Origin of the sequence: Aromatoleum buckelii (assembly GCF_012910785.2) — a bacterium.
In the GTDB taxonomy this organism is placed as follows: domain Bacteria; phylum Pseudomonadota; class Gammaproteobacteria; order Burkholderiales; family Rhodocyclaceae; genus Aromatoleum; species Aromatoleum buckelii.
In genome coordinates, this window is record NZ_WTVH02000008.1 from 172483 (window position 1) to 196334 (window position 23852).

At 63.2% G+C, this 23852-nt stretch carries 12 protein-coding genes, 2 tRNA genes and 3 rRNA genes; 5 read left to right on the forward strand and 12 right to left on the reverse strand.

From position 1 onward, the window contains the following. The first annotated feature begins 584 nt into the window (after positions 1-584). Both GO608_RS02750 and GO608_RS02755 read left to right on the forward strand, forming a co-directional pair. On the forward strand, positions 585-1859 hold the full coding sequence (locus GO608_RS02750; RefSeq protein ID WP_169199987.1) for an exonuclease SbcCD subunit D C-terminal domain-containing protein: 1275 nt from the start codon (positions 585-587) through the stop codon (positions 1857-1859). Continuing rightward, positions 1856-5707 carry an AAA family ATPase gene (locus GO608_RS02755; RefSeq protein WP_169199988.1) on the forward strand — a complete coding sequence of 1284 codons (3852 nt, stop codon included), beginning with the start codon at positions 1856-1858 and terminating at the stop codon, positions 5705-5707. Before GO608_RS02750 ends, GO608_RS02755 begins: the two co-directional genes overlap by 4 nt. Positions 5708-5896: 189 nt before the next feature. On the opposite strand, the gene rrf is transcribed toward GO608_RS02755, so the two are convergent. From rrf to GO608_RS02785, 6 genes are all read right to left on the reverse strand, one after another. After that, a 5S ribosomal RNA gene (rrf, locus tag GO608_RS02760) occupies positions 5897-6010 on the reverse strand. Positions 6011-6102: 92 nt separating this feature from the next. Then, a 23S ribosomal RNA gene (locus tag GO608_RS02765) occupies positions 6103-8987 on the reverse strand. 282 nt (positions 8988-9269) lie between these two features. Next, positions 9270-9345 (reverse strand) — tRNA-Ala (locus GO608_RS02770). 12 nt (positions 9346-9357) lie between these two features. Continuing rightward, positions 9358-9434, reverse strand: a tRNA-Ile gene (locus GO608_RS02775). 75 nt (positions 9435-9509) lie between these two features. After that, positions 9510-11047: ribosomal RNA gene (locus GO608_RS02780) — 16S ribosomal RNA — on the reverse strand. The 16S, 23S and 5S rRNA genes sit together here with 2 tRNA genes alongside, the layout of an rRNA operon. A gap of 265 nt (positions 11048-11312) precedes the next feature. Continuing rightward, on the reverse strand, positions 11313-11954 hold the full coding sequence (locus GO608_RS02785; protein ID WP_247002795.1) for a septal ring lytic transglycosylase RlpA family protein: 642 nt from the start codon (positions 11952-11954) through the stop codon (positions 11313-11315). Here GO608_RS02785 and GO608_RS02790 point away from each other — a divergent pair. Beyond that, positions 11953-13275 (forward strand): DUF445 domain-containing protein, encoded by a 1323-nt coding sequence (locus GO608_RS02790; RefSeq protein WP_247002797.1) that lies wholly within the window; start codon positions 11953-11955, stop codon positions 13273-13275. The genes GO608_RS02785 and GO608_RS02790 overlap by 2 nt on opposite strands. A gap of 101 nt (positions 13276-13376) precedes the next feature. Then, positions 13377-13724, forward strand: a complete 348-nt coding sequence (locus GO608_RS02795; RefSeq protein WP_169200546.1) for a hypothetical protein — start codon at positions 13377-13379, stop codon at positions 13722-13724. Positions 13725-13849: 125 nt separating this feature from the next. Here GO608_RS02795 and GO608_RS02800 read toward each other — a convergent pair whose 3' ends face one another. Next, the gene (locus GO608_RS02800; protein WP_169200545.1) at positions 13850-14416 is read right to left on the reverse strand and encodes a PRC-barrel domain-containing protein; all 567 of its coding nucleotides are present in this window, start codon (positions 14414-14416) and stop codon (positions 13850-13852) included. Between the two features lie 542 nt (positions 14417-14958). Here GO608_RS02800 and GO608_RS02805 point away from each other — a divergent pair. After that, on the forward strand, positions 14959-18102 hold the full coding sequence (locus GO608_RS02805) for a DUF3427 domain-containing protein (RefSeq protein ID WP_247002799.1): 3144 nt from the start codon (positions 14959-14961) through the stop codon (positions 18100-18102). Between the two features lie 97 nt (positions 18103-18199). Here GO608_RS02805 and GO608_RS02810 read toward each other — a convergent pair whose 3' ends face one another. The 5 genes from GO608_RS02810 to GO608_RS02830 form a co-directional block, all read right to left on the reverse strand. Beyond that, on the reverse strand, positions 18200-18613 hold the full coding sequence (locus GO608_RS02810) for a hypothetical protein (RefSeq protein WP_169200662.1): 414 nt from the start codon (positions 18611-18613) through the stop codon (positions 18200-18202). Then, positions 18610-18942 (reverse strand): hypothetical protein, encoded by a 333-nt coding sequence (locus GO608_RS02815; RefSeq protein ID WP_211159662.1) that lies wholly within the window; start codon positions 18940-18942, stop codon positions 18610-18612. Before GO608_RS02815 ends, GO608_RS02810 begins: the two co-directional genes overlap by 4 nt. Continuing rightward, a protein-coding gene (locus GO608_RS02820) for an IS3 family transposase (protein ID WP_169200667.1) occupies positions 18943-20054 on the reverse strand; the annotation gives its coding sequence in 2 pieces (ribosomal slippage) (positions 18943-19796 and positions 19796-20054; 1113 coding nt in all). Between the two features lie 65 nt (positions 20055-20119). Continuing rightward, on the reverse strand, positions 20120-20959 hold the full coding sequence (locus tag GO608_RS02825; RefSeq protein ID WP_169200615.1) for a hypothetical protein: 840 nt from the start codon (positions 20957-20959) through the stop codon (positions 20120-20122). A gap of 277 nt (positions 20960-21236) precedes the next feature. Beyond that, positions 21237-23852 carry a UvrD-helicase domain-containing protein gene (locus tag GO608_RS02830; protein WP_247002801.1) on the reverse strand — a complete coding sequence of 872 codons (2616 nt, stop codon included), beginning with the start codon at positions 23850-23852 and terminating at the stop codon, positions 21237-21239.

Consider the following 23852-nt stretch of genomic DNA (forward strand, 5'->3'; position numbering starts at 1 on the left):
GGGTAGCGTGGCGCCGAAATCGGAGCGACCGGCGCCGGCGAGGAAATCGCCTCCGGCGGCTCCGATGCCGGAGGTGCCGCGGGGAGCACAACGGACGCACGGGGCGGGGCAGCCGGCGCGGCAGGCGCGCGAACCGTTTTCGGCAACCGCACCTCGACTGGGGCCGGCGGCTGGACTTCGGCGACCGGCTCGGGGACCGCGGCGCAGCCTGCGAGCAGCGTGCATACGGCCGATGCCAAACCTCGGATGTTCCCGATTCCCTGGGCTTTCCTCATCGTTTTCCCTGTTTGTCGGCGGACGAAAGCGAATTGTTCATCCCGCCTCCGCCGGACCTTGTTGTGCCGCTATCGAACCCTGCGGATCTGGCAGGGGCCTGTGCGGAGGAACGACTCGCATCGTACCGTACGGCGCGGTGGCCCGCTCGTTGTCGCAGTCGGCCGAACTCTCGCACATCACGGCTGGATGCCGTGTGTCGACTCATGGTCACGCCCCTGCCGTGCGCACCATCGGTAGACATCGTATCGATACCGCGACCCGGACTGGGGCACAATACGGCGGACCCCGACAAAGGAATCGAGCTCCCGATGCGGCTCCTGCACACCTCCGACTGGCATCTCGGCCAATCCCTGCACGACTTCGACCGCACGTACGAGCATCAGCAATTCCTCGACTGGCTGCTGGCCCTGATCGCCACCGAGCAGCCCGATGTCTTGCTGATCGCCGGCGACGTCTTCGACAACGCGAATCCTTCGGCCGGGGCTCAGCACCAGTTGTACCGTTTCCTCACCGCCGCTCGCGAGCGCATGCCCCATCTGTCGATCGTCATCATCGCGGGCAATCACGACTCTCCGGGGCGGCTCGAAGCGACTTCGCCGTTCCTGGAGCTGTTCGACGCCGCCGTCGTCGGCCATGTCCATCGCTGCGCCGATCAGTCGATCGACGTCGAGCGTCTGGTGGTGCCGCTGAAGAATCGCGAAGGGGCTGTCGCCGCGTGGTGCCTCGCGATTCCGTTCCTGCGCCCGGGCGACGTGCCCCGCGTCGCTGGCGAAGGCGAGCGCGACCCGTACCTCGCGGGCGTCGCCGAGCTCTATCGCCACACGCTCGCGGTGGCGCAATCGCGCCGCCAGCCAGGCCAAGCGATCGTCGCAATGGGACATTGCCACATGGCCCACGGCAAGCTCTCGGAACTCTCGGAACGACGCATCGTCGTCGGTGGTGCCGAAGCGCTGCCCGCCGGCATTTTCGATGCGGGGATCGCCTACGTCGCGCTCGGGCACCTGCACCTGGCGCAAGCGGTCGGCGGCCGCGACCACATCCGCTACAGCGGCAGCCCGTTGCCGATGTCGTTCGCCGAGCTCGACTATCCGCACCAGGTCGTATGCGTCGAGTTCGACGGCGAAGCTGTCGCCGAAATTCGTCCGGTACATGTGCCGCGCAGCGTCGAGCTGATCCGCGTGCCGAAGACCCATGCCTCGATCGACGAAGTCCTGCCCTTGCTCGAAGCGCTCGATCCAGGCGCGACAGCCGAACGTCCCGCGCATGCCCATCCCTACCTCGAAGTGCGCGTCCGGCTCGACGCTCCTGAGCCGGGGCTGCGCGCTCGAATCGAAGCAGCGCTTGCCGGCAAGCCGGTGCGGCTCGCGCGCATCGACCCGGCCAGTTCGCGCAGCGGCGATGCGCCTGCCAGTTCCGCAATGTCGCTCGGCGATCTGGAACGGCTCGCACCGGAAACAGTGTTCGCGCGCTTGTGCGAACAGCGTATCGGCGGCGATCCCGGTGAGCGCGAAGCTCTGCTCGGGGCCCTCGCGCCGGCCTTCGCCGAACTCGCGATCGAGCCCGCTGAGAGGGCATCCGCGTGAAGATCCTCGCGATCCGCGGCAACAACCTCGCATCGCTGGCCGGCGCGTTCGAAGTCGACTTCCAGGCCGAGCCGCTCGCCTCGACCGGGCTTTTCGCGATCAGCGGCCCCACCGGCGCGGGCAAAAGCACGTTGCTCGACGCGTTGTGTCTCGCGCTTTTCGACGACACGCCACGCCTGCGCAGCGCCGGCGGACGGGGCATCGAGCTGCCCGACGTCGGAACGGAAACGACTTTGCCGAACGACCGGCGCAACATCCTGCGCCGCGGCTGCGCCGAAGCGCAGGCGGAAGTCGACTTTCGCGGCAATGACGGCGTCGGCTACCGTGCCCGCTGGAGCGTACGCCGGGCGCGCAGCAAGGCGAACGGCAAGCTGCAGCAGTCCGAGATGTCGCTGTGTCGCATCGAGGATCTGCAGCCGGTCGGCGGGCGCTTGAAATCCGAGGTGCTGCCGGCGATCGCCGCGCGCATCGGGCTTTCGTTCGAGCAATTCACCCGCGCCGTGCTGCTCGCGCAGAACGAGTTCTTCACTTTTCTCAAGGCCGGCGAAGACGAGCGCGCGACGCTGCTGCAGACGCTCACCGCGACCGACCGCTTCGAAGTGCTGTCGCGGCGCGCCTATGAGCGCAACAAGCTGGAGCAGCAGAAGCTTGAAGCGTTGAAGGCGCAACTCGAGGACCAGCAGCCGCTTGCCGCGGAGGAACGCACGCACCTCGAGGAGGGGCGGGCCGGCACGAAAGCTGCGCTCGCCGAGCAGGAAGCGCTGGAAAGGCAGCTGCAGACGCAACTCCAGTGGCACCGCGACCTCGACCTGGCGCGGGAACGTGAAGCCCAGGCTCGCGCGATGCTCGACAGGGCACTCGCGCAGCGCGAAGCGGCGAGCGTGCGGCGCGAACATCTCGTCCACGTCGAAGCGGTTCAGCCAGCCCGCGCAATGGTCACCGAGACCGAGCGGCTGGCGCGCGAACACGGCAACGCCACTGCCCGCGCGGCGCAAGCCGAAGCGGCCGTCGAGGCCGCTGCCAGCCTCGTCGCGACAGCGAACACCAGCCGGATTGCCGCGGATGCTGCCCTTGCCGACGCCGAGGCGGTGCAGCAGCACTTCCACCCGCTGATCGCCCGTGCGCGGCAACTGGACACCGAAATCGCCGCGCTGCGTCCCGAGCATGCGAAGGCTGCACGCGCGCGCGAAGAAGCCGCAACGGCGTTCGTCAAAGCCTGCAACGATGCCGACGGCAATGCCGCCGCGCGCAGCCGCACACTCGCCCGGCTCGAAGCCGCCCACGCGTGGCTCGCCGCCTCGGTGCAGCTCGCGCCGCTGGCAGAAGGCTGGATCAAGTGGGATTCGCTGCTCGAGCACGCGGCGATCGAACGCCGGGCCCGACTCGCCGCAGGCACAAAGCTGCAGCAGCTCACACCGCAGGCCCGCAGCGAGGCCGACGCGCTGAAGGCCGCTCTGAACACGCAGGTCGCCACCGCGCACGAGCTGGCGCGGCGGGATACCGAAGTGGCGGCGGCGACGAACGCACTCAAATGCTTCGATGTTGCGACGCTCGCCGCCCGTCGGTCGGCGCTCGAGACGAAGCAGCAGGCCACCCAGTTCGCCGAGCACATCTGGCGGGAGTTGTGCACTCTCCTGGCGCAGCGAAACGATCTCGCCACTCAGTGCGAGACGCAGCGCCAAGCCGTGGCAGCGAACCAGACACGCGCTGCGCAACTGCGCGCGCTGCGACCGGCTGCGGAAGCCGCTTTTGCGCAGGCCGACCAGAGCTGGAAAGTCGTGTTCGAGGCGACGCAGGCGAGCGTTGAAGCGTTGCGCACACAACTTCGGCCGGACGCGCCCTGCCCGGTGTGCGGCGCCGTTGACCACCCCTATGTCGCCCCGCACCCGGCCTTCGATGACGCGCTCACCCGGCTTGCTGGGGAACGCGAACGCTGTCAAAGCATCCTGCATGCGCTGACAATCGAGGAACAGGCGCTCGCCAAGGACACCGCAACCCGCGATAGCCAGCGGGCGGAAATCGCGGCCCGACTCGCGGCGCTCGATCGGCAGCAGGCGGCGCTGCACGACACGTGGCGGGAGGCCCTGCGAGGCCTCTGCGAGTTTTTCGCGTCGACGCCGGCCGACGACGGCCCGGCGACATTGGCGTGGCTCGCAGCGTGCAACACGGAACTTCGCCGCGCGGCGCAGAGCCTCGCCACCGACGAAGCCGCGTACCGCGATGCGCAGGAAAAACGGCAGGCGGCGCAGCAGGCACTCGACGATAGCCGCAAAGCCGAGCATGTCGCCCGCGAGGCCGTCACGCGGCTGCAATCGGCCGCAGACCGCACAGCCGCGGCCGTGCAATCCGCCGCCGAAATGCAGGCGCAGCACGAAATCCGTCTTGAGGATCTGCTCGCCCAGCTGGACGCCGCACATCTTCAACCGGCGGGCGACGAGCGGATCTGGCGCGCCGCATGGGAAGCCGATCCCGGTGCCTACCACGCCGGCTGTCGCCAGTCCGTCGTTGAATGGAACGCCCAACGGGACACCGCGACAACGCTGCAGGCGGAGATCACCAAGCTCGACACCGAAGCGGTCGGGATGGCGCGCTTCGTCGAACAGGCAAATCTGCGGCAGCGACAGGCGGACGCGGCAGCGGATGAGCTTCGCCGCGCGCTCGACGGAAAAGAGGCTGCCCGCCGCACGGTTTTCGCCGGCATGACTCTGACGGCTCGATCCGGCCCGCTGACCCCGCTATCCGCCGACACCCTGACCATTGCCGAAATCGAAGCTGGGCTGGATGACGCGCTGGCCGCTGCACGCCAGCGCCGGGACGCATGCGAACAGGCGGCAAAGGAGGCCGGAGAGCAACTCGCCAGCCGCCAGTCGACCCTCGCCGAACTGGCCCGGCAAGCGGCGACGATCGCGGAATCCGCCCGCTGCGCCGCGAAAACGCTCGACGAGTGGCTCGTGGCGTTCAAGCGGCAGCAGAACCGGCAGACCGAGATCGCCGATCTCGACCTCACCGCCCTGCGCTTCCTGCTGGCACAGGACGCAGCATGGATCGCGACCGAGCGCGAAGCGTTGCAGCAACTCGAGGCGGCGGTCGCGAGCGCGAACGGCGGGCTCGACAGGCTGCGCGACCTGCGCGAAGCGCACGAGCGCAGCCGCCCGACCGCGCCGGCGCCGGGTGTCGATACGCCAGACGCACTGCAAGCCGCGCTCGCTGCAACCGTCATTGCCATCACCGCGCTGCGCGACAAAATCGGCGAGCTCGAACTCACACTGCGCCGCGACGCCGAAGTGCGCGAGCATTCCACGAAGCTCGCCGAAGCAATCGACGCCCAGACCCGGGCGGCCCGCATCTGGTGGCAGATGAACGAACTCATCGGCGCCGCGGACGGCAAGAAATTCCGCAATTATGCGCAGCAGCTCACGCTGGACATCCTGCTCGCCTACGCCAACTCGCACCTCAAGGATCTCGCGCGGCGCTACCGGCTTGAACGCGTACCGAACAGCCTGGGGCTAATGGTCGTCGATCAGGACATGGGCAACGAACAACGCTCGGTCCATTCGCTTTCCGGCGGCGAATCGTTCCTGGTTTCCCTCGCACTCGCGCTAGGCCTCGCGTCCCTGTCCTCGCATCGCGTGCAGGTCGAGTCGCTGTTCATCGACGAAGGGTTCGGCAGCCTGGATTCCGACACCCTGCGGGTCGCAATCGATGCGCTCGACAGCCTGCAGTCCATGGGACGCACTGTCGGCGTGATATCGCACGTGCAGGAAATGACCGAACGCATCGGCACGCGAATCCACGTCAAACGCCTGCCCGGCGGGCAGAGCCGGGTGGTCGTGACGAAGGGGTTCTGAAACTGGAGGCTGTCGAGACGCAGGCTGGACTGCGGTCGAAGCAGAGGCCCGAGGGCCGCTGGGCGTTCGTTCCGCTGGGGCGACGCGGCGCTTATGGCCGATCGGGCGTGAGGGGGTTTTCTGCGGCGAGTAGGCAGCAAAAAGCCGCTTTCCCGTGGAGGGGGAAGCGGCTTTTCGGTGCAAGGGGTAGTCTGACGATGACCTACTTTCGCACCCGCAGTGGGCACTATCATCGGCGCGCTCCTGTTTCACGGTCCTGTTCGGGATGGGAAGGGGTGGGGCCAGGAGGCTATGGTCGTCAGACTGTAAAGGGTAACAAAGTGGGGAAGCAAAGTGTGGGGGAGGGGCGTGATGCGTTTTTCGGTGAGTTGTCGCGGTGTTGGATCCAGGGTTATAGGATCAAGCCTCACGGGCAATTAGTATCGGTTAGCTCAACGCATTGCTGCGCTTCCACACCCGACCTATCAACGTTGTGGTCTTCAACGACCCTTCAGGGGGCTCGAGGCCCCGGGGAAGTCTCATCTTGAGGCGAGTTTCCCGCTTAGATGCTTTCAGCGGTTATCTCTTCCGCACTTAGCTACCCGGCGATGCGACTGGCGTCACAACCGGTACACCAGGGGTGCGTCCACTCCGGTCCTCTCGTACTAGGAGCAGGTCCTCTCAAACTTCCAGCGCCCACGGCAGATAGGGACCAAACTGTCTCACGACGTTTTAAACCCAGCTCACGTACCACTTTAAATGGCGAACAGCCATACCCTTGGGACCGGCTACAGCCCCAGGATGTGATGAGCCGACATCGAGGTGCCAAACTCCGCCGTCGATGTGAACTCTTGGGCGGAATCAGCCTGTTATCCCCAGAGTACCTTTTATCCGTTGAGCGATGGCCCTTCCATACAGAACCACCGGATCACTATGACCTGCTTTCGCACCTGCTCGACTTGTCGGTCTCGCAGTCAAGCCGCCTTTTGCCATTGCACTATCAACACGATGTCCGACCGTGTCTAGGCGACCTTCGTACTCCTCCGTTACCTTTTGGGAGGAGACCGCCCCAGTCAAACTGCCTGCCATGCACGGTCCCCGACCCGGATTCACGGGCCAAGGTTAGAACCTCAACGACACCAGGGTGGTATTTCAAGGTTGGCTCCACGGAAACTGGCGTTCCCGCTTCACAGCCTCCCACCTATCCTACACAAGTCCCGTCAAAGTCCAATGCAAAGCTACAGTAAAGGTTCATGGGGTCTTTCCGTCTTGCCGCGGGGAGATTGCATCTTCACAAACATTTCAACTTCGCTGAGTCTCAGGAGGAGACAGTGTGGCCATCGTTACGCCATTCGTGCAGGTCGGAACTTACCCGACAAGGAATTTCGCTACCTTAGGACCGTTATAGTTACGGCCGCCGTTTACCGGGGCTTCGATCAAGAGCTTGCACCCCATCACTTAACCTTCCGGCACCGGGCAGGCGTCACACCGTATACGTCCACTTTCGTGTTTGCACAGTGCTGTGTTTTTAATAAACAGTCGCAGCCACCGATTCTCTGCGGCCCCTTCGCCCTTCGGATGTACTCCTACAAGCTAACGGGGCATACCTTCTCCCGAAGTTACGGTATCAATTTGCCGAGTTCCTTCTCCTGAGTTCTCTCAAGCGCCTTGGTATTTTCTACCTGCCCACCTGTGTCGGTTTGCGGTACGGTCGATCCTAGACTGAAGCTTAGAGGCTTTTCCTGGAAGCATGGTATCAACCACTTCGGGCTCAAAGAGCCCTCGTCATCACGCCTCAGCTCAGCCCCGCGGATTTGCCTACGGGGCACGCCTACACGCTTAAACCGGGACGTCCAACACCCGGCTGGCCTAACCTTCTCCGTCCCCCCATCGCATCTAGGACCGGTACGGGAATATTGACCCGTTTCCCATCGACTACGCATTTCTGCCTCGCCTTAGGGGCCGACTCACCCTGCGCCGATGAACGTTGCGCAGGAAACCTTGGGCTTTCGGCGAGGGTGCTTTTCACACCCTTTATCGCTACTCATGTCAGCATTCGCACTTCCGATACCTCCAGCATCCCTCTCGAGACACCTTCGCAGGCTTACGGAACGCTCCCCTACCATCTCTTGCGAGATCCGCAGCTTCGGTTCATGGCTTGAGCCCCGTTACATCTTCCGCGCAGGACGACTCGACTAGTGAGCTATTACGCTTTCTTTAAAGGATGGCTGCTTCTAAGCCAACCTCCTAGCTGTCTGGGCCTTCCCACTTCGTTTCCCACTTAGCCATGTATTTGGGACCTTAGCTGGCGGTCTGGGTTGTTTCCCTCTTGTCCCAGGACGTTAGCACCCCAGGACTGTCTGCCGTATATCACTTTGCGGTATTCGGAGTTTGCTATCGCGGGGTAGATCGCAGTGACCCCCCCAACGATTACAGTGCTCTACCCCCGCAAGTGTCCGTACGACGCACTACCTAAATAGTTTTCGGGGAGAACCAGCTATTTCCGGATTTGTTTAGCCTTTCACCCCTATCCACAGCTCATCCCCTAATTTTTCAACATTAGTGGGTTCGGACCTCCAGTGCGTGTTACCGCACCTTCATCCTGGCCATGGATAGATCATCCGGTTTCGGGTCTACGCCCAGCAACTCAATCGCCCTTGTCAGACTCGGTTTCCCTACGCCTCCCCTATTCGGTTAAGCTCGCTACTGAACGTAAGTCGCTGACCCATTATACAAAAGGTACGCAGTCACCCCACGAAGGAGGCTCCCACTGTTTGTATGCATGCGGTTTCAGGATCTATTTCACTCCCCTCCCGGGGTTCTTTTCGCCTTTCCCTCACGGTACTGGTTCACTATCGGTCGATCACGAGTATTTAGCCTTGGAGGATGGTCCCCCCATCTTCAGACAGGATTTCTCGTGTCCCGCCCTACTTGTCGCACGCTCAGACCCGCCACCTACTTTTCGCATACGGGACTATCACCCTGTATCGTCGGACTTTCCAGACCGTTTTGCTAAGTAGATGGTTTAGTCGTGCAGGCTCCTCCCCGTTCGCTCGCCACTACTTGGGGAATCTCGGTTGATTTCTGTTCCTGCGGCTACTTAGATGTTTCAGTTCGCCGCGTTCGCCTCCACACGCCTATGTATTCAGCGCGGGATACTCCAAAAGGAGTGGGTTTCCCCATTCGGACATCGGGGGATCAAAGCTCCATTGCCAGCTCCCCCCCGCTTTTCGCAGGCTTGCACGTCCTTCATCGCCTGTGATCGCCAAGGCATCCACCACATGCACTTAGTCGCTTGATCCTATAACCATGGACCCTGTGTTGCCAGGGCACCCACCGCCATAGACGAACTCACGCTTGTGCGCGCACTCACCTGCCGCTGGTTCAAAGCGCAGATGAATGCAAAAATGCAATCACACCAACCCATGCAACAGTGCGCCTTGCGGCCCACTGTCGCACACTTTACTTCTTCCACTTTGTTAAAGAACGCGACCTCAAAAACCTGCCAAGGCCTAAGCGCTGCGGACCCGACGATCCGCACCGCTTAGCCCTTCGACGCCTGCTTCTGCCCACCCCCGAACGCTGGTGGAGGATGACGGGATCGAACCGTCGACCCCCTGCTTGCAAAGCAGGTGCTCTCCCAGCTGAGCTAATCCCCCCGCTTGATCGTGTGGTGGGTCTGGTTGGGTTCGAACCAACGACCCCCGCCTTATCAAGACGGTGCTCTAACCAGCTGAGCTACAGACCCTCATGCCTTCGAGGCTCTCGTTGCCTGAACAACCGATAAGTTGTGGATACTGCGCCGCCGCGGCGTCATCTCTTGAAAGGAGGTGATCCAGCCGCACCTTCCGATACGGCTACCTTGTTACGACTTCACCCCAGTCATGAATCTCACCGTGGTAAGCGCCCTCCCCGAAAGGTTAAGCTACCTACTTCTGGTGAAACCCACTCCCATGGTGTGACGGGCGGTGTGTACAAGACCCGGGAACGTATTCACCGCAGCATGCTGATCTGCGATTACTAGCGATTCCGACTTCACGTAGTCGAGTTGCAGACTACGATCCGGACTACGATCGGCTTTGTGGGATTGGCTCCACCTCGCGGCTTGGCAACCCTCTGTACCGACCATTGTATGACGTGTGAAGCCCTACCCATAAGGGCCATGAGGACTTGACGTCATCCCCACCTTCCTCCGGTTTGTCACCGGCAGTCTCGCTAAAGTGCCCAACCTAATGATGGCAATTAGCGACAAGGGTTGCGCTCGTTGCGGGACTTAACCCAACATCTCACGACACGAGCTGACGACAGCCATGCAGCACCTGTGTCCTGGCTCCCGAAGGCACTCCCGCATCTCTGCAGGATTCCAGGCATGTCAAGGGTAGGTAAGGTTTTTCGCGTTGCATCGAATTAATCCACATCATCCACCGCTTGTGCGGGTCCCCGTCAATTCCTTTGAGTTTTAACCTTGCGGCCGTACTCCCCAGGCGGTCGACTTCACGCGTTAGCTGCGTTACTCAGGAAGTTACCTTCCCGAACAACTAGTCGACATCGTTTAGGGCGTGGACTACCAGGGTATCTAATCCTGTTTGCTCCCCACGCTTTCGTGCATGAGCGTCAGTATCGGCCCAGGGGGCTGCCTTCGCCATCGGTGTTCCTCCACATATCTACGCATTTCACTGCTACACGTGGAATTCCACCCCCCTCTGCCGTACTCTAGCCGTGCAGTCACAAGCGCAGTTCCCAGGTTAAGCCCGGGGATTTCACACCTGTCTTACACAACCGCCTGCGCACGCTTTACGCCCAGTAATTCCGATTAACGCTCGCACCCTACGTATTACCGCGGCTGCTGGCACGTAGTTAGCCGGTGCTTCTTCTGACAGTACCGTCATCCAGGCGGGATATTCACCCGCCCGATTTCTTTCCGTCTGAAAGAGCTTTACAACCCGAAGGCCTTCTTCACTCACGCGGCATGGCTGGATCAGGCTTGCGCCCATTGTCCAAAATTCCCCACTGCTGCCTCCCGTAGGAGTCTGGGCCGTGTCTCAGTCCCAGTGTGGCTGATCATCCTCTCAGACCAGCTACGGATCGTCGCCTTGGTAGGCCTTTACCCCACCAACTAGCTAATCCGACATCAGCCGCTCCAATCGCGCGAGGCCCGAAGGTCCCCCGCTTTCCCCCTCAGGGCGTATGCGGTATTAGCTACGCTTTCGCGTAGTTATCCCCCACGACTGGGTACGTTCCGATGCATTACTCACCCGTTCGCCACTCGCCGGCAGGCCGAAGCCCCCGCTGCCGTTCGACTTGCATGTGTAAAGCATGCCGCCAGCGTTCAATCTGAGCCAGGATCAAACTCTTAAGTTCAATCCAACAAAGTACTCAAAATCATCTCTGACTTGCGAGCACTCAATCTTTGCAATTGCCGAATCCACCCGAAGGCAGTTCGACCACCGCAGCAACCCAGTACCCACACTTATCGGTTGTTCAACTTTTTAAAGAACTGCTACATCGCTGCAGCAAGGGAGCGAATTATACGGCCGTGGCCGCGCCCGTCAACCCCCTTCGAGACATCTTCCGATCTTTCTTTGTTCCCCTGTCGAAGGGCATCTCCGACGCCCCGTCACAGGGCTCACTGCCGCTCGTCGTCACCCCATTCCAGCACCTCCACCTTCACGCGTGACCTGCCGTCCTTGATCATGCCGAGCTTGGCCGCGGCTGCCGGGGAGAGATCGATGATCACGCCCTCCTTCCGGCTCGGTTTCGTCGGCCCTCGGTCGTTGATGCGGACCACGACCGTCCGCCCGTTCTTCCGGTTCGTGACCCGCACGCGTGTACCGAGGGGATAGCTGGGATGCGCTGCGACCATCTCGCTCCGGTCGAAGGTCTCACCGCTTGCGGTTTCGCGTCCATGCAGGCTACGCGCATAGTACGAAGCGAGCCCGGTCCTCGTTTCCCGAGGAGAACTCTTCTCGCCACGCGCCGGCTCGTGGCCGTACGCTGACAACGACAGCAGTATCGCAACCGCGGCTGCCCACAGGAACGGGAAGACCCGGTGCTTGGGGCGACCATTGCATCCTGAATCCATTGCAATCTCCTTTCCCTCGTTCTTTCTCGTCACGAAGTCCGGCTTTCGCTCCGAGCTCCAATGCCGCGCCAGAGCAAGCGCTGCGCCCGTCAAGAAGCTCCCATCGCGCGCCATATACGTCACCGTCTTACCGTAATACGCATTGCAAGCTACCCTTCGTGCAACGCCGCAAGCCGGCGTTTTCATGAACGCCTCCTACGGAGCCAATGATATGTCATCCGCATCGGGGGACGCGAAGGCGCGTCAATTGGCGAAGATGAAACGGCTGGCCGCCGCGCTGCTGGTCGCGGTCACGGCGCTGTTCGTGGTCGCCCGCTTGCAGCAAGGGGCCGGAATCTGGGCCTGGGTCGCAGCCTTTGCCGAAGCCGCGATGATCGGTGCCCTAGCCGATTGGTTCGCTGTCGTTGCACTCTTCCGACATCCCCTCGGGCTACCGATTCCCCACACTGCGATCATTCCGGCAAACAAGGAGCGGCTCGCCGACAACCTTGCGGCATTCGTTCGCGACAAGTTCCTCGCGACCGACACCCTCGTCCACAAGCTCCGCGCGTTCGGCCCGGCCGAGCGGCTGGGCGGCTGGCTGGGGCAGCGGGACAATACTGAAATCGTCGCTGGGAAGCTGGCGGGTGTGTTGGCCGGGTGGCTGGACTTCATCGACGACGAGCGCGTGCGCAGCCTGCTGGCTGCAAGGATCGGAGAACGACTCAGGGCGATCGACGTATCAGAAGTGGCGGGACACATCCTCGACACCCTGACGGTCGACGCGCGGCATCAGGAATTGCTCGACGCTGCGCTCAAACGATTGGCACGCTGGCTCGACGACCCGGAGGTGCAGCTCGCCTTCGCCGCGATGATCATCGAGATCGCCGGCAAGGAGTACCCGAAGACCCTGAAGACGGTGGGCCTCGTCACCAACACGGACGAATTCTCCCGCAGGATCGCCGCCGGCATCGTAAGGGGCATCAACGGCTGGCTGCACGACATCGGGGACGATCCGCAGCACCCGCGTCGGCAGGCCTTCGACGAAACGGTGGCCGAATTCATTGCCCGCATGAAGAACGACGCCGACTTCAAGGCGCGGGTCAATGCCGCGAAGCTGGACGTATTGACGCATCCGGTTCTGGCACGTTACCTGGATAGCCTGTGGGACGAGCTGAAAGCTTGGCTGCGCAAGGATCTTCATGAACCGGACTCGCGACTACGGCAACGAATCAGCGCCGCCACAAGCGCTTTCGCCAACGCCCTCGTCGAAAACCCCGCCTTGCGCGACTCTGTCGACGGCCATCTCGAATCAGCCGTGGTCGCGCTCGCGGACGATCTCCGGAACGCGCTGTCCCGCCACATCGCTTCGACGATAAGAAGCTGGAAGGACGAGGACCTCGTCCGTGAACTCGAACTGAGCGTCGGTCGTGACCTTCAGTTCATCCGGCTCAATGGCACTATCGTGGGAGGCGGGATCGGATTGCTGCTGCATGCGCTGACCTTGTTTGCCTCCACCCCGTGGTAGCGCAAACTTGGCGATCCATCACCGGTGAAAGGCCCGTCACCAGGGAATTTTTTCGCCCCAGGCGGTCCACCTCACACGTCGAGCCACAACCAGGAAGATGCATGCAACGCGGTCCGAGATTCGAAGCCCTTCTGAAAAACCTCAACCACAACCCGTCGAAACCTGTCGGCCTGCTGCAGAAGCTCGGTGCGATCGCCGCTGCTGCGGTCATCTTTGGCCTTGCACTGACTTTCTCCGTGATCTTCTTTGCCGTGGTGGTGGCCGCGGCAGTCCTGCTCTGGGGCTATGTCTGGTGGAAAACACGGGACTTGCGCAAGGCCATGCGCGCCAACCAGACGCACGCTAGAGCGTCCGCCCATCGTGGGCCGAAACCAGGCCAGGGAATCGTGATCGAGGGCGAGGTCGTGCGCGAGGTTCGGGAAGAGCGCCGCGACGGCACACGCGACTGATGACAAGTGCTCCGCCGGTTGTCTCCTCGAGCCGGCATTCTGAACGATCGAAAAAAGCCGGCACCCGTAGTGCCGGCTTTTGCCGCGTGGCGGGCGAACCTCGCCCGGCCATCATTCCCGAATGATTACGGAGTGACCCTCCAGCCCTCCGGATACGGCGCATCCGGATCCGCACTGCGCTCGCTGTCCCAAGGAGTGCCCTCCCCACGATAACGTGTGGAGTCGTCCGGCATCGTCTCGAGCGCCGAGAACTCGCTGATCGGCTGATCCATCGGCCGCAGCTCGACGTACTGCTCCGGACGGTACTCGGGGCCTGCCCTCAGTTCATCCACACTCGCGCTCAGACGCAGCTTGCCGTCCTCGTAGCGCATGCGGTTGAGCGGCACCGTGATTTCCCTGTCGCCGACACCGAGAAAACCACCCGCGGAAATCACCGCATGGATGTTTTCGTCCTGGCGGCTGCGGACGACCGTTTTCACCGAACCGATTTGTTCCCCGCGCGCATCGATGACCTGGGTACCGCGCAATTGACTCGGGGTCATCGACTGGACCTGTCCTGAAGCTCCCATCGGCGAGCGCATCTGGTGCTTGGTCTGGCCTTCAGTGTACGAGTCCGCAGCAGCCCCCATAGGGACCGCAACGAGCGCCGCAAGTGCGCCGGCCAGCAAAGACTTGCGATAGATCGAGCTCATATCATCCTCCTGCCTGGGGTGGCGTCCGTCTGACTGGTGTCTCGCCCGCATGTCCATCCGGACGAGCATCCTGTCGATCCCTGTTCCGCACCGAGCGCGCCAAGTCCGGCCAGTTCAGCTGCGGCCGGGGATCGAGGTAAGCTTATGATCGATCGGCACCTTTCTAAGTTCCGAAGCACGCCCACGCGAGCAGCCAATGCCGGCGGTGGGCCTAGTGGCGGAGCAGTTCCACCCTACCGACTCCCGCCTGGAGACTGTGGAACGTGATCGAGTAAGACGGGCCTGTCGCTGAAATCTTGCGGTCCGAATCCGGCCAGGCACGGGCCGGAAATGGCTGGAACGGGCAAGCCGTCAAGAACCTGACCCTTTGATGCGCATGGCGTCTCCGAGAGGGGGAACTGGAGACTGGTGAAGATCGTTTCGGTCACGTGCCCTCTGGGCATTCGTGTAATCGCGCCTGGCTAACACGGTTGCCCGCGAATGTACGAGGTATGCTTTCGCGATACCCTCATTGGGGTAACCCGACAGCAGGACTCGCGCCCATGACCCTCCTTCCCGACGGCCTCTACGACCTGCTCGTCAACGAGCGCATCCGCGAACTCGCACTGGAACTGCGCGATGCCGGTCAGGCCGACGTCGAAAAGCTCACCGGGGCGGCGCGACGCCAGCGGCTCCTCGACATGCTTGCGCGGTTGCTGCCCGACTTGCTCGACGACGCTGCCGAGGGAAAGGATGACAGCCGCCGCGAGCAGCGCGAACTCGCCCTGATCAACGGCTTGCTCGGGCAACTACGTGGTGGCGACGTGCAAGCCGGCAACTGGACTGCGCCCGTCCTCGCGCTGCGCTCGATCTATCGTGGACAGCCTCGTCCGGCGCAGCCTCCGACCGGCGTGCTTGCACCCTGGCTGTTCACGGCCGGCCGGGCAGATCCGTCGCTGTTTGCGGAATTGCGCGCAGAGCTCGGTTCAACCGACCGCGTCGACATCGTCGTCAGCTTCATCACGTGGAGCGGGCTGCGAAAACTCCTCGACGTGCTGGAATCCATCACCGCAGTCGGGGCGCAGGGCGAACCGCGCACGCGGCTGCGCATCATCACGACGACCTACACCGGCGCGACCGAAGCTCGCGCCGTCGAGACGCTCGCGGCCCTGCCCGGCGTCGAGCTGCGCGTCTCGCTCGACGGGCGCCGCAGCCGTCTGCACGCAAAGGCGTGGCTCTTCCACCGCGCGACCGGCTTCGGCACCGCCTTCGTTGGCAGCGCGAACCTGTCGGCCGCGGCATTGCTGGGCGGCGTCGAATGGACGGCGAAATTCACGCAGGCGGGGCAGACCGACCTCTTCGCCGCAGCCGAGGCGCACTTCGAGACACTGTGGAACGACCCGGAATTCCAGCGCTTCGACCCGCAGGACGACCAGCACCGCCTCGAACTGCGCCGCGCGCTGCAGCAGGCCAGGGGTACAAGCTTCGAGCCGATCGCGACGCCGACCTGGTTCGACCTTCAGCCCAAGAGCTACCAGCAGGCGATGCTTGACCGCCTCGCCGCCGAGCGGCGCCACGGCCGCACGCGCAACCTCGTCGTCGCGGCCACCGGCACCGGCAAGACCGTCGTCGCTGCCTTCGACTACAAGCGCCTGTGCGAGCAGCAGGGCGGAAAGCCGCGTCTACTATTCGTCGCGCATCGCGTCGAACTGCTGCGCCAGGCCATCGAAACCTACCGGCAGGTGCTGCGCGCGCCGTCCTTCGGCGAACTCCTCGCGGACGGCAGCCAGCCCGAGAGCAGCGAACACCTCTTCGCGACCATCATGTCGGTTGCCGCGCGTGATCTCCTCGCGAGCCACGGCGCGGACTACTGGAACACCGTCGTCATCGACGAATGTCACCACCTGCCGGCGAGCCAGTTCGACGCCTTCGCCACCGCGATCCGCCCGCGCTTCCTGCTGGGCCTCACCGCGACGCCCGAGCGCGCGGACGGACGCTCGGTGCTTCAATACTTCGACGCACGCCCTGACGGCAGTCCGGCCGTCGAGCTGCGCCTGTGGGACGCGCTCGACCAGCAGCTCCTTGCGCCCTTCGAGTACTACGCGAGCACCGACAGCACCGACCTCTCCGGGGTCCGCTGGAACCAGCCCGGCGAACTCGCGCAGCTCGCCAACGTCATCAGCGGCAACGACGCGCGCGCCCGTCTGGTGATCCACGCGATCGAGCAATACGTCGCCGACCATGGCGCCATACGCGCGATCGCGTTCTGCGTCGATATCGCCCATGCGAACTTCATGGCCGAACGGTTCACGCAGGCCGGCCTTCCCGCGCTCGCGATCACCAGCGCCACGCCGCGGGACGTGCGCGAACGCGCCCCGCAGGAGCTGGCCGCCGGCACGCTGAAAGTGCTGTGCACCGTCGATCTCTACAACGAGGGCGTCGACATCCCGGAAGCCAACACCCTGCTGCTCCTGCGCCCGACGCAAAGCCCGGTCGTGTTCCAGCAGCAGCTCGGCCGCGGCCTGCGCCTCGCAGACGGCAAGGACAGCTGCCTCGTCCTCGACTTCGTCGGGCGGCTACAGAACGACTTCCGCTTCGACCTCCTCTACCGCGCGATCACCGGCCTCAACCGCCAGGAGCTCATCGAGGCCGTCGAACAGGGCTTCACGACACTGCCGCCCGGCTGCCACATCCAGTTCGACCGCGTCGCGCGCGAGCGCGTGCTGAGCGGCCTGCGCCAGATCAGCAACCAGAACTGGCGCCGCCTCACTGCCGAACTGCGCTACTACGCCACGACCCGCCGCGGTGCGCCGCTGACCCTCGCCGAATTCGTGCGCGACCAATGCCTGGGCCTCGAAGACCTCTACGACGGCAAGCCCGGCTGGACCGCGCTCTGCCGCGTCGCTGGCCTCGAACACGCCGCGCCTGACCCCGACGAGACCTATCTCGGCAAGCACCTCGGCGCGCTGCTGCACGTCGATGACCCCGAGCACCTGCTGATCCTGCGCCGCGTCGCCGAAGACCCCGCGGCGCTCCTCGCGCAGTGCGCTCACCTTGCCCCAGCTGAGCAACGGCGCATTCAGATGCTCGCCTACCAAATTTTCAGCGACCGCAGCGCCCTGATGGATGTGCCCGCCTTCCTCGCCCGCATGGTTGCCAATCCGGCAATATGCCGCGAACTCGCCCAGCTCGCGACCTGCCTCGACGAACGCGCCGACCTCGACCCGCAGCCCCTCCCCGGCGCCCCCACCGCCTGGCCGCTGACCCTGCACGCCGCCTACCAGATCCGCGAAATCCTCACCGCCGTCGGCTGGCTCAGCCCCGAGCGCCGCGCCCCCTTCCAGGCCGGCGTGCTGGCACTACCCGAACACAAGACCGAACTCCTGTTCGTCACCCTCGACAAGCGCGACGGCTTCAACGAACGCATCGCCTACCACGACTATGCGATCAGCCCGGAGCTCTTCCACTGGCAGTCGCAGCGCACCGCCGGCCCGGACACCGCAGCCGGGAGTCGCTATTGCGAGTCGCCGGGGAATGGATGGCAGTTCCAGCTGTTCGTGCGGGAGGCGCGCGGGCAGGCGTATCGGGCCTTGGGGCCGGTGAGGCTGGAGCGGTGTGAGGGGGATCGGCCGCTGTCGATTACGTGGCGGCTGGAGCGGGCGCTGCCGGTGGGGGTGTTCAGGCGGTATAGCGTGTTGCGGACTTGAGTCGCTGCTATAGCGTATTGCTGCCACCCATTCGTCCGATTCGCCGGGCAAGACCTATCTCACCTGCACTCCAGACCGGGTCCTCAGAGCAAAGGGACTATGCCTCGTTTGGAGCAGAGGGATGCAAACAGCCTCGCGCAACTGCAAGCCTTTTGAGTTTTTTCGCAATCAACTTCTGTTTCTGAGATGTGTGCGCACTATAGTCAGCCAATGCGTGCGCCGGATTTTCCACCGCCGTATCGGTGCCCACCACGGGATCAGAGTGGCAGCTGATCATTTCACTTTCGAATTCCCCAACGGACAATCCGAAGACTGCGGCCGACGCGCGACCATTGGAAGTGTAAAGACCGTGGGATTGCGCAGCTGTCGTCAATGCCGACCTGTCGACGGAAAGCTTGTTGAGGTCCTTTTCTGACGGCCGGAAGCGATCGCTGGAAGGCTCGCCGTTCTCAAGGAAATTTGGATGAATCTGTCGAAACAAGACTTCTGACGAATTCGTTAGCTTGCTCATTGGCGCCCCACACGATCGTCGAATTCTTTCATGAAATCATCTTCGATTTCCCCGAAACGCACTGGATCCATTTCTCCTGTTCCGTCTATTTGTATGCCATACATCTCTACAGAACCATCCGACGCGAAGGCAACAGAAAAATCCCAGTCATTGATTTCGAATTCAAAAAGGATTCCGCCTTCTTCTGTTGGGAATATTCGATACGCTCCGCACAGAGATGGACGCTTCGACAAGAATCTTTCTGCGGCGCAGACTGCTGGTCCCTGAATAGCTCGAGCGCCCTCGCCATTCCAGTCATCACTCTGACCTGCCTGATTTCTTCGGACCACTCATTCCTGGAGAACGGCTTCCGGGTGGGTGGTTGAAATACACAGGCGCTTGAACTCTGCCGGAGTTCTCCGGCCGAGGCTCGAGTGCGGGCGAACGTCATTGTAATGTCGGCGCCATTGCTCGATGACGACCTTGGCTTCGACGCGGTTGCGAAACCATTCCATCGACAGGCACTCGTCGCGGAATTTTCCGTTGAAGCTCTCCGTCGTGCCGTTCTGCCACGGCTTGCCCGGATCGATCAGCGCCAGATCGAGATTCTCCCCCGCGGCCCATTTCAACAGGGCCTTGGAGACGAATTCCGGCCCGTTGTCCGAACGCAGCACCTTCGGTGCGCCGTGGACTGTGACCAGTTGCGACAGCACCTCGATCACGCGCCCCGAACGAATCGAGCCGGCGACATCGATCGCAAGGCACTCGCGGGTGAACTCGTCGATCACCGTCAGACACTTGAGCTGCTGTCCGTTGGCGCAGGCGTCGAACACGAAATCATAGGCCCAGACCTGTCGCGCCCCCGTCGGTGGCCGCGGTCGCGGCCGCGAGGCGGCAATCCGCTTCCTGCATCGCTTCCTGGGCACTTGCAGCCCGGCTTGCCGCCACAGTCGCCACGCTCGGTCGCTGCTCATCGGATATCCCTGACGTTCGAGAAACACCTGAATGCGGCGGTAGCCATAACGGGGATATTGGGCCGACAGCAGGCCCATCGCGGCCAGCGCCGGGGCATCCTTGCGCTGCATTCTCGACTCATAGCGCATGGCTGAGCGCGCCACCGACATCAGCGCACACGCCCGGCGTTCCGACAGCCCCCGCCCTCGGGCGTACGCAACCTGTCGGCGACGGGCGGGTGCGCTCACCATTTTTTTGCCGCGATCTCCTTCATGACCTCGATCTCGAGGTCACGCTCGGCCAGCAACTTCTTCAGCCGGGCGTTCTCCTGTTCGAGCTGGCGCAGCCGCTTGACCTCGTCGGCGTCCATCGTCCCGAAGTGCTTGCGCCACGTGTAGATCGTCTGCTCGCTCACTCCGTGCTTCTTCGCCACTTCGGCGACCGGCGCCTTGTCCGCTTCGCGCAGGATCGTCACCATCTGGGCTTCCGTGAATCGGCTCTTTCGCATGACTTCCTCTTCTTGTTGGAAGCCATCCTCTCAAGTTTCACGTGGTCCGAAAATCCCCAGGCAGGTCAACTCAGCCCTTTGATTTCGAACAATCGACTTCTGCACCTCTCCAATTCTTCGCCAATTCCTTGATCAATCAATGCAACATCAAAAGCTTCTATGACGCTACGGAACCTATCAGCGTTATCCAGCTCTATCTGAAGGTCAAACTGAACAACCGCATTTATATTTCCATCGAACTCATTGACGACGCGTTCGGCGTCCAACTGAATTCGAATGTTTCCATGTTCAATGGTTAGAACTTCTATATAGCCGCCCGCTGCATCGGCGTTTACCACTGCGCCGAGAAGAGTCCCAGTACCTTCGAACCTCGCTTGATAAGTCTCGCGAACTCTCGTAATCAGCTTCTTACGGCGGTAGGTATCGAGGTAGATGACATTTCCGTCTGCGCCCGCTGTGCCTAAAAATTCGATGCGCTCACTCTCCCGAAGGCCAGAACCGAGCTTGTTCAGTGCGCGAACGTGTTCTGATGACAGAGATTTAGGAAATCGGTCGTTTCCGGCCCCGTCAATAAGATCAACAACATCACGGAATGACGCCTTGACGACGTCGTACAGTTCGTCAGCAAATCCCGGGAGGTAAGTTTGGGCGGTACCTCTGTTCCAATCCAGGCTTGGAACCGCGCTGCCTTCTTCAATGGACACCAGATCAAACGAAAGGCTCTTGTCAAAACCCTTCGGAACCCTTTGGCGATCTGCATTTAGCGCGCGCCACTCGTCCTTGGCGAACGCGGCGAGGAGATCTCGAAATGCCGGAAGATCGGAGAGGACGTCCACTGGTAACCGCGCGCCGTCGAAACGCAACCCGACATATCTCAGCTTGAAGATCGTGGCATCGTCGGTCATAACCGTTTTACGCAATCACCCAGTTGGATTTCGCACCGATCAGCAGTGCTTATAGATTAGGCTGAAAGCATAGCAAATTTGGCTTGCGTGTTACAGGACGACGTGGACTCGTCGGTTCGTCACCCCAGCCTACTCACCGCCGACAATGAGCGCAGGGGCAAGACTACCCGGCGAGACGTTGGAGAGGGAGGCCCCTTTGGGGGGCCGTTCAACGACCACAAACTGCGGATAGGTGCACACCCAGCTTAGGGTAGAAACACCATTCGCCTTCTCCGCATCACCCCGGCACGTATTCAATTTCCGGCAGCACCAACTCCCAAGACTGACACTGCAGCCCCTCCTCACCTTCCCTCACGCCACGCACCAGCACCGCCGCGACCCGCACCGCAAGGATCGCCCCCTCCGGCGGCTGAAACTTCGACGACATCCGGCCAACCGCCACACCCGACGCATCAGTGATCTCCCACCCCGCGCGCCCATCGCTCCGCGGCCGCAGTGCCAGCGGGCTACCAACATCAAGCGCCGCCAGCGCACGGTGAATCGGCGCCGTCGGCGAGAAACGCCCCGGCCACGACAGCACAACCTTCTCCGGATCGGCACACCAGATCCGATGCGCGACACCCGGCTCCGGGGGCAACGCCTCCGGCCGCGAGCGCAGCACCAGCCCGTCCAGATCGCGCACGAACGGATGCTGCCCGCCAACCGCCTCGCACAGCGTCAGCGACTTCCGCGCCCGCGTCATCGCGACATAGAACAAGCGCCGCTCGTCATCCCCACGTCCCTGCCAGCCACCGCCGTCGAGGATCAGCACGTGGTCGAATTCCAGCCCCTTGGCGCGGTGCGCAGTCATGAGGACCAGCGGCGCGTTGGGGCGGGCGTCGACGGTGGGTTTGCCGATGGCGCCGAAGTCGTACAGGGACTCGATGAGGTCGTCGACGACGAGCTCGCGGCCCGGGGCGGCGGATTCGGCATCGACGATGAACTGCGCGAGCGCGGCACGGTAGGGGTGTTCGTTGAGGCCGTTGGGCGGGGCGTGGAAGCGGCGGCGGAACCAGTGTGACAGGACGCCGGCGCGCACCAGCACGCGGCGACGGCGGGCGTTGCTGCGCTGGCCGCGCAGGAGCGTGACGAGTGCGTTGCCTTCGCGCGTCTGGTGCAGGCTGACCTGACCGGCGTCGCGTTGCATGCGGACCGGGATGCCGCGCACGCGGCACAGGGCGGCCATCGGTTCGAGGTCTTCCCAGCGGCGGGCGATTACGGCGAAGCGGCCCCATTGGCCTGCTGCGCCGGTTGCGCCATGCGTCAGCAGATCGTGGAGGCGCTGCAATTCGTCGAGCGCGACCTGCGCTTCCTGCTGCGGGTTGCGCGGCACTTCGAGCACATTCACGCGACCTTCGGTGAGCGGATCGAGCGCGGCATGCTCGCCGCCGTCGGGCTGGTCGCGGCGGGCATGGTTCACGCGGATCGCCTGTCCGCCCTTCATGCGCTCGCGGGCGCGTTCGATGACGCGGTTGGCGCAGTGGATGATGTGCTTGGTCGAGCGGTAGTTCTCGATCAACGCATAGCGGCGCGCGGCGTAGTCGGTTTCGAACTGGCGGATGAAGCGCACGCTTGCGCCGTCGAAGGCGTAGATGTTCTGATCGTCGTCGCCAACCACCATCAGCGAGACGCGGTCTTCCTCGGTCTGCAGCGTGCGGCCGGCGACCGCGCTGATGAGCTCGTAGTGGTCGCCGTTGATGTCCTGGTATTCGTCGACGAGCAGGAAGCGGAGGCCGGAGAGGAGGCGGTCGCGCAGAATGGAAGGCCCGACGCCGTCAGCCACGCTCGGCTCCTGCTCGGCGGCGCGCAGGCGGCGGGTGGCCTGGCGGATGACGTCGCTGAAGTCGACCGCCTCGCCGCGTTCGATCGCCACGGCGTAGCTGGTGCCGGTGAGCCGCATCGCGAGCCCGTGCAGTGTCTGCACCGCGACGCCGGCCGCATCCGTGCCGACGAGCGCCCACAGGCGGCGACGGATTTCGTTGGCGGCGGAGCGGTTGTAGGCGAGCACCATGATCGCTTCGGGCAGCACCATGCATTCGCGCAGCAGCCACGCGACGCGGTGCACGATGACCTTGGTCTTGCCGGCGCCCGGGCCGGCGAGCACGAGATGGTTGCCTTCGAGGGGCGCTGCGACGATGGCCTGCTGCTCCGGGTTGGCGAGATCGGTGAGGATGCGCCGGTGCGCGGCCTCGGTGGTCGCCATCTCCAGCACGTCCTTGCGCCCGGCGAAGTAGCGGCGCACGAACTCGGCGCGGTCGAGGCTGAAGTAATCGACGATGAAGGCCATCGCCGCCTGGATCTTGCGCACCGCGAGCTTGGCGTACTCGGCCATCACATGCACCTGGACGATCTTGTCCTTGTAGTGCAGCGCGAGCTCGGCGTAGTCGGACTTCTTGAACTGGCGGCGGCGCGCCTCGGCGTTGAGGGCTATGCTCATCGCGGAACGAAACACTGCCTTGCCGCGCGCCAGATGCAGCACCTCGTTGGCATCGAGGTAGAGGAGCGCCGCGGAGAGGGCGACGTCCCATTTGTCGATTTCGAGATCAGCGAGCGTCGTGTCGGCCTGCAACGCGGCTTCGAGTTCGCCTTGCTTGCAGGTGACGAGCAGCGTGTTGCCCTGGCGGCGGCGCTGGAACTCCTGCACCAGCGCGCGGGCGAGGCGCATGCGGCGTTCGCGGATGGTCTCGATGTCCTTCCACGGGCGCAGGAGCTTCAGGTAGCGGCTGTCCGCGGTCTGCGGACGAAGGGCGAAGAAACCACGTTGTTCGACGCCATCGCCGAAGGGCTCGGCGAAGGATTTCAGCAGGCGGGTGAGCTTGTCCGGGTCGAAGTCGACCTGCGCGTCGCGCCGCAA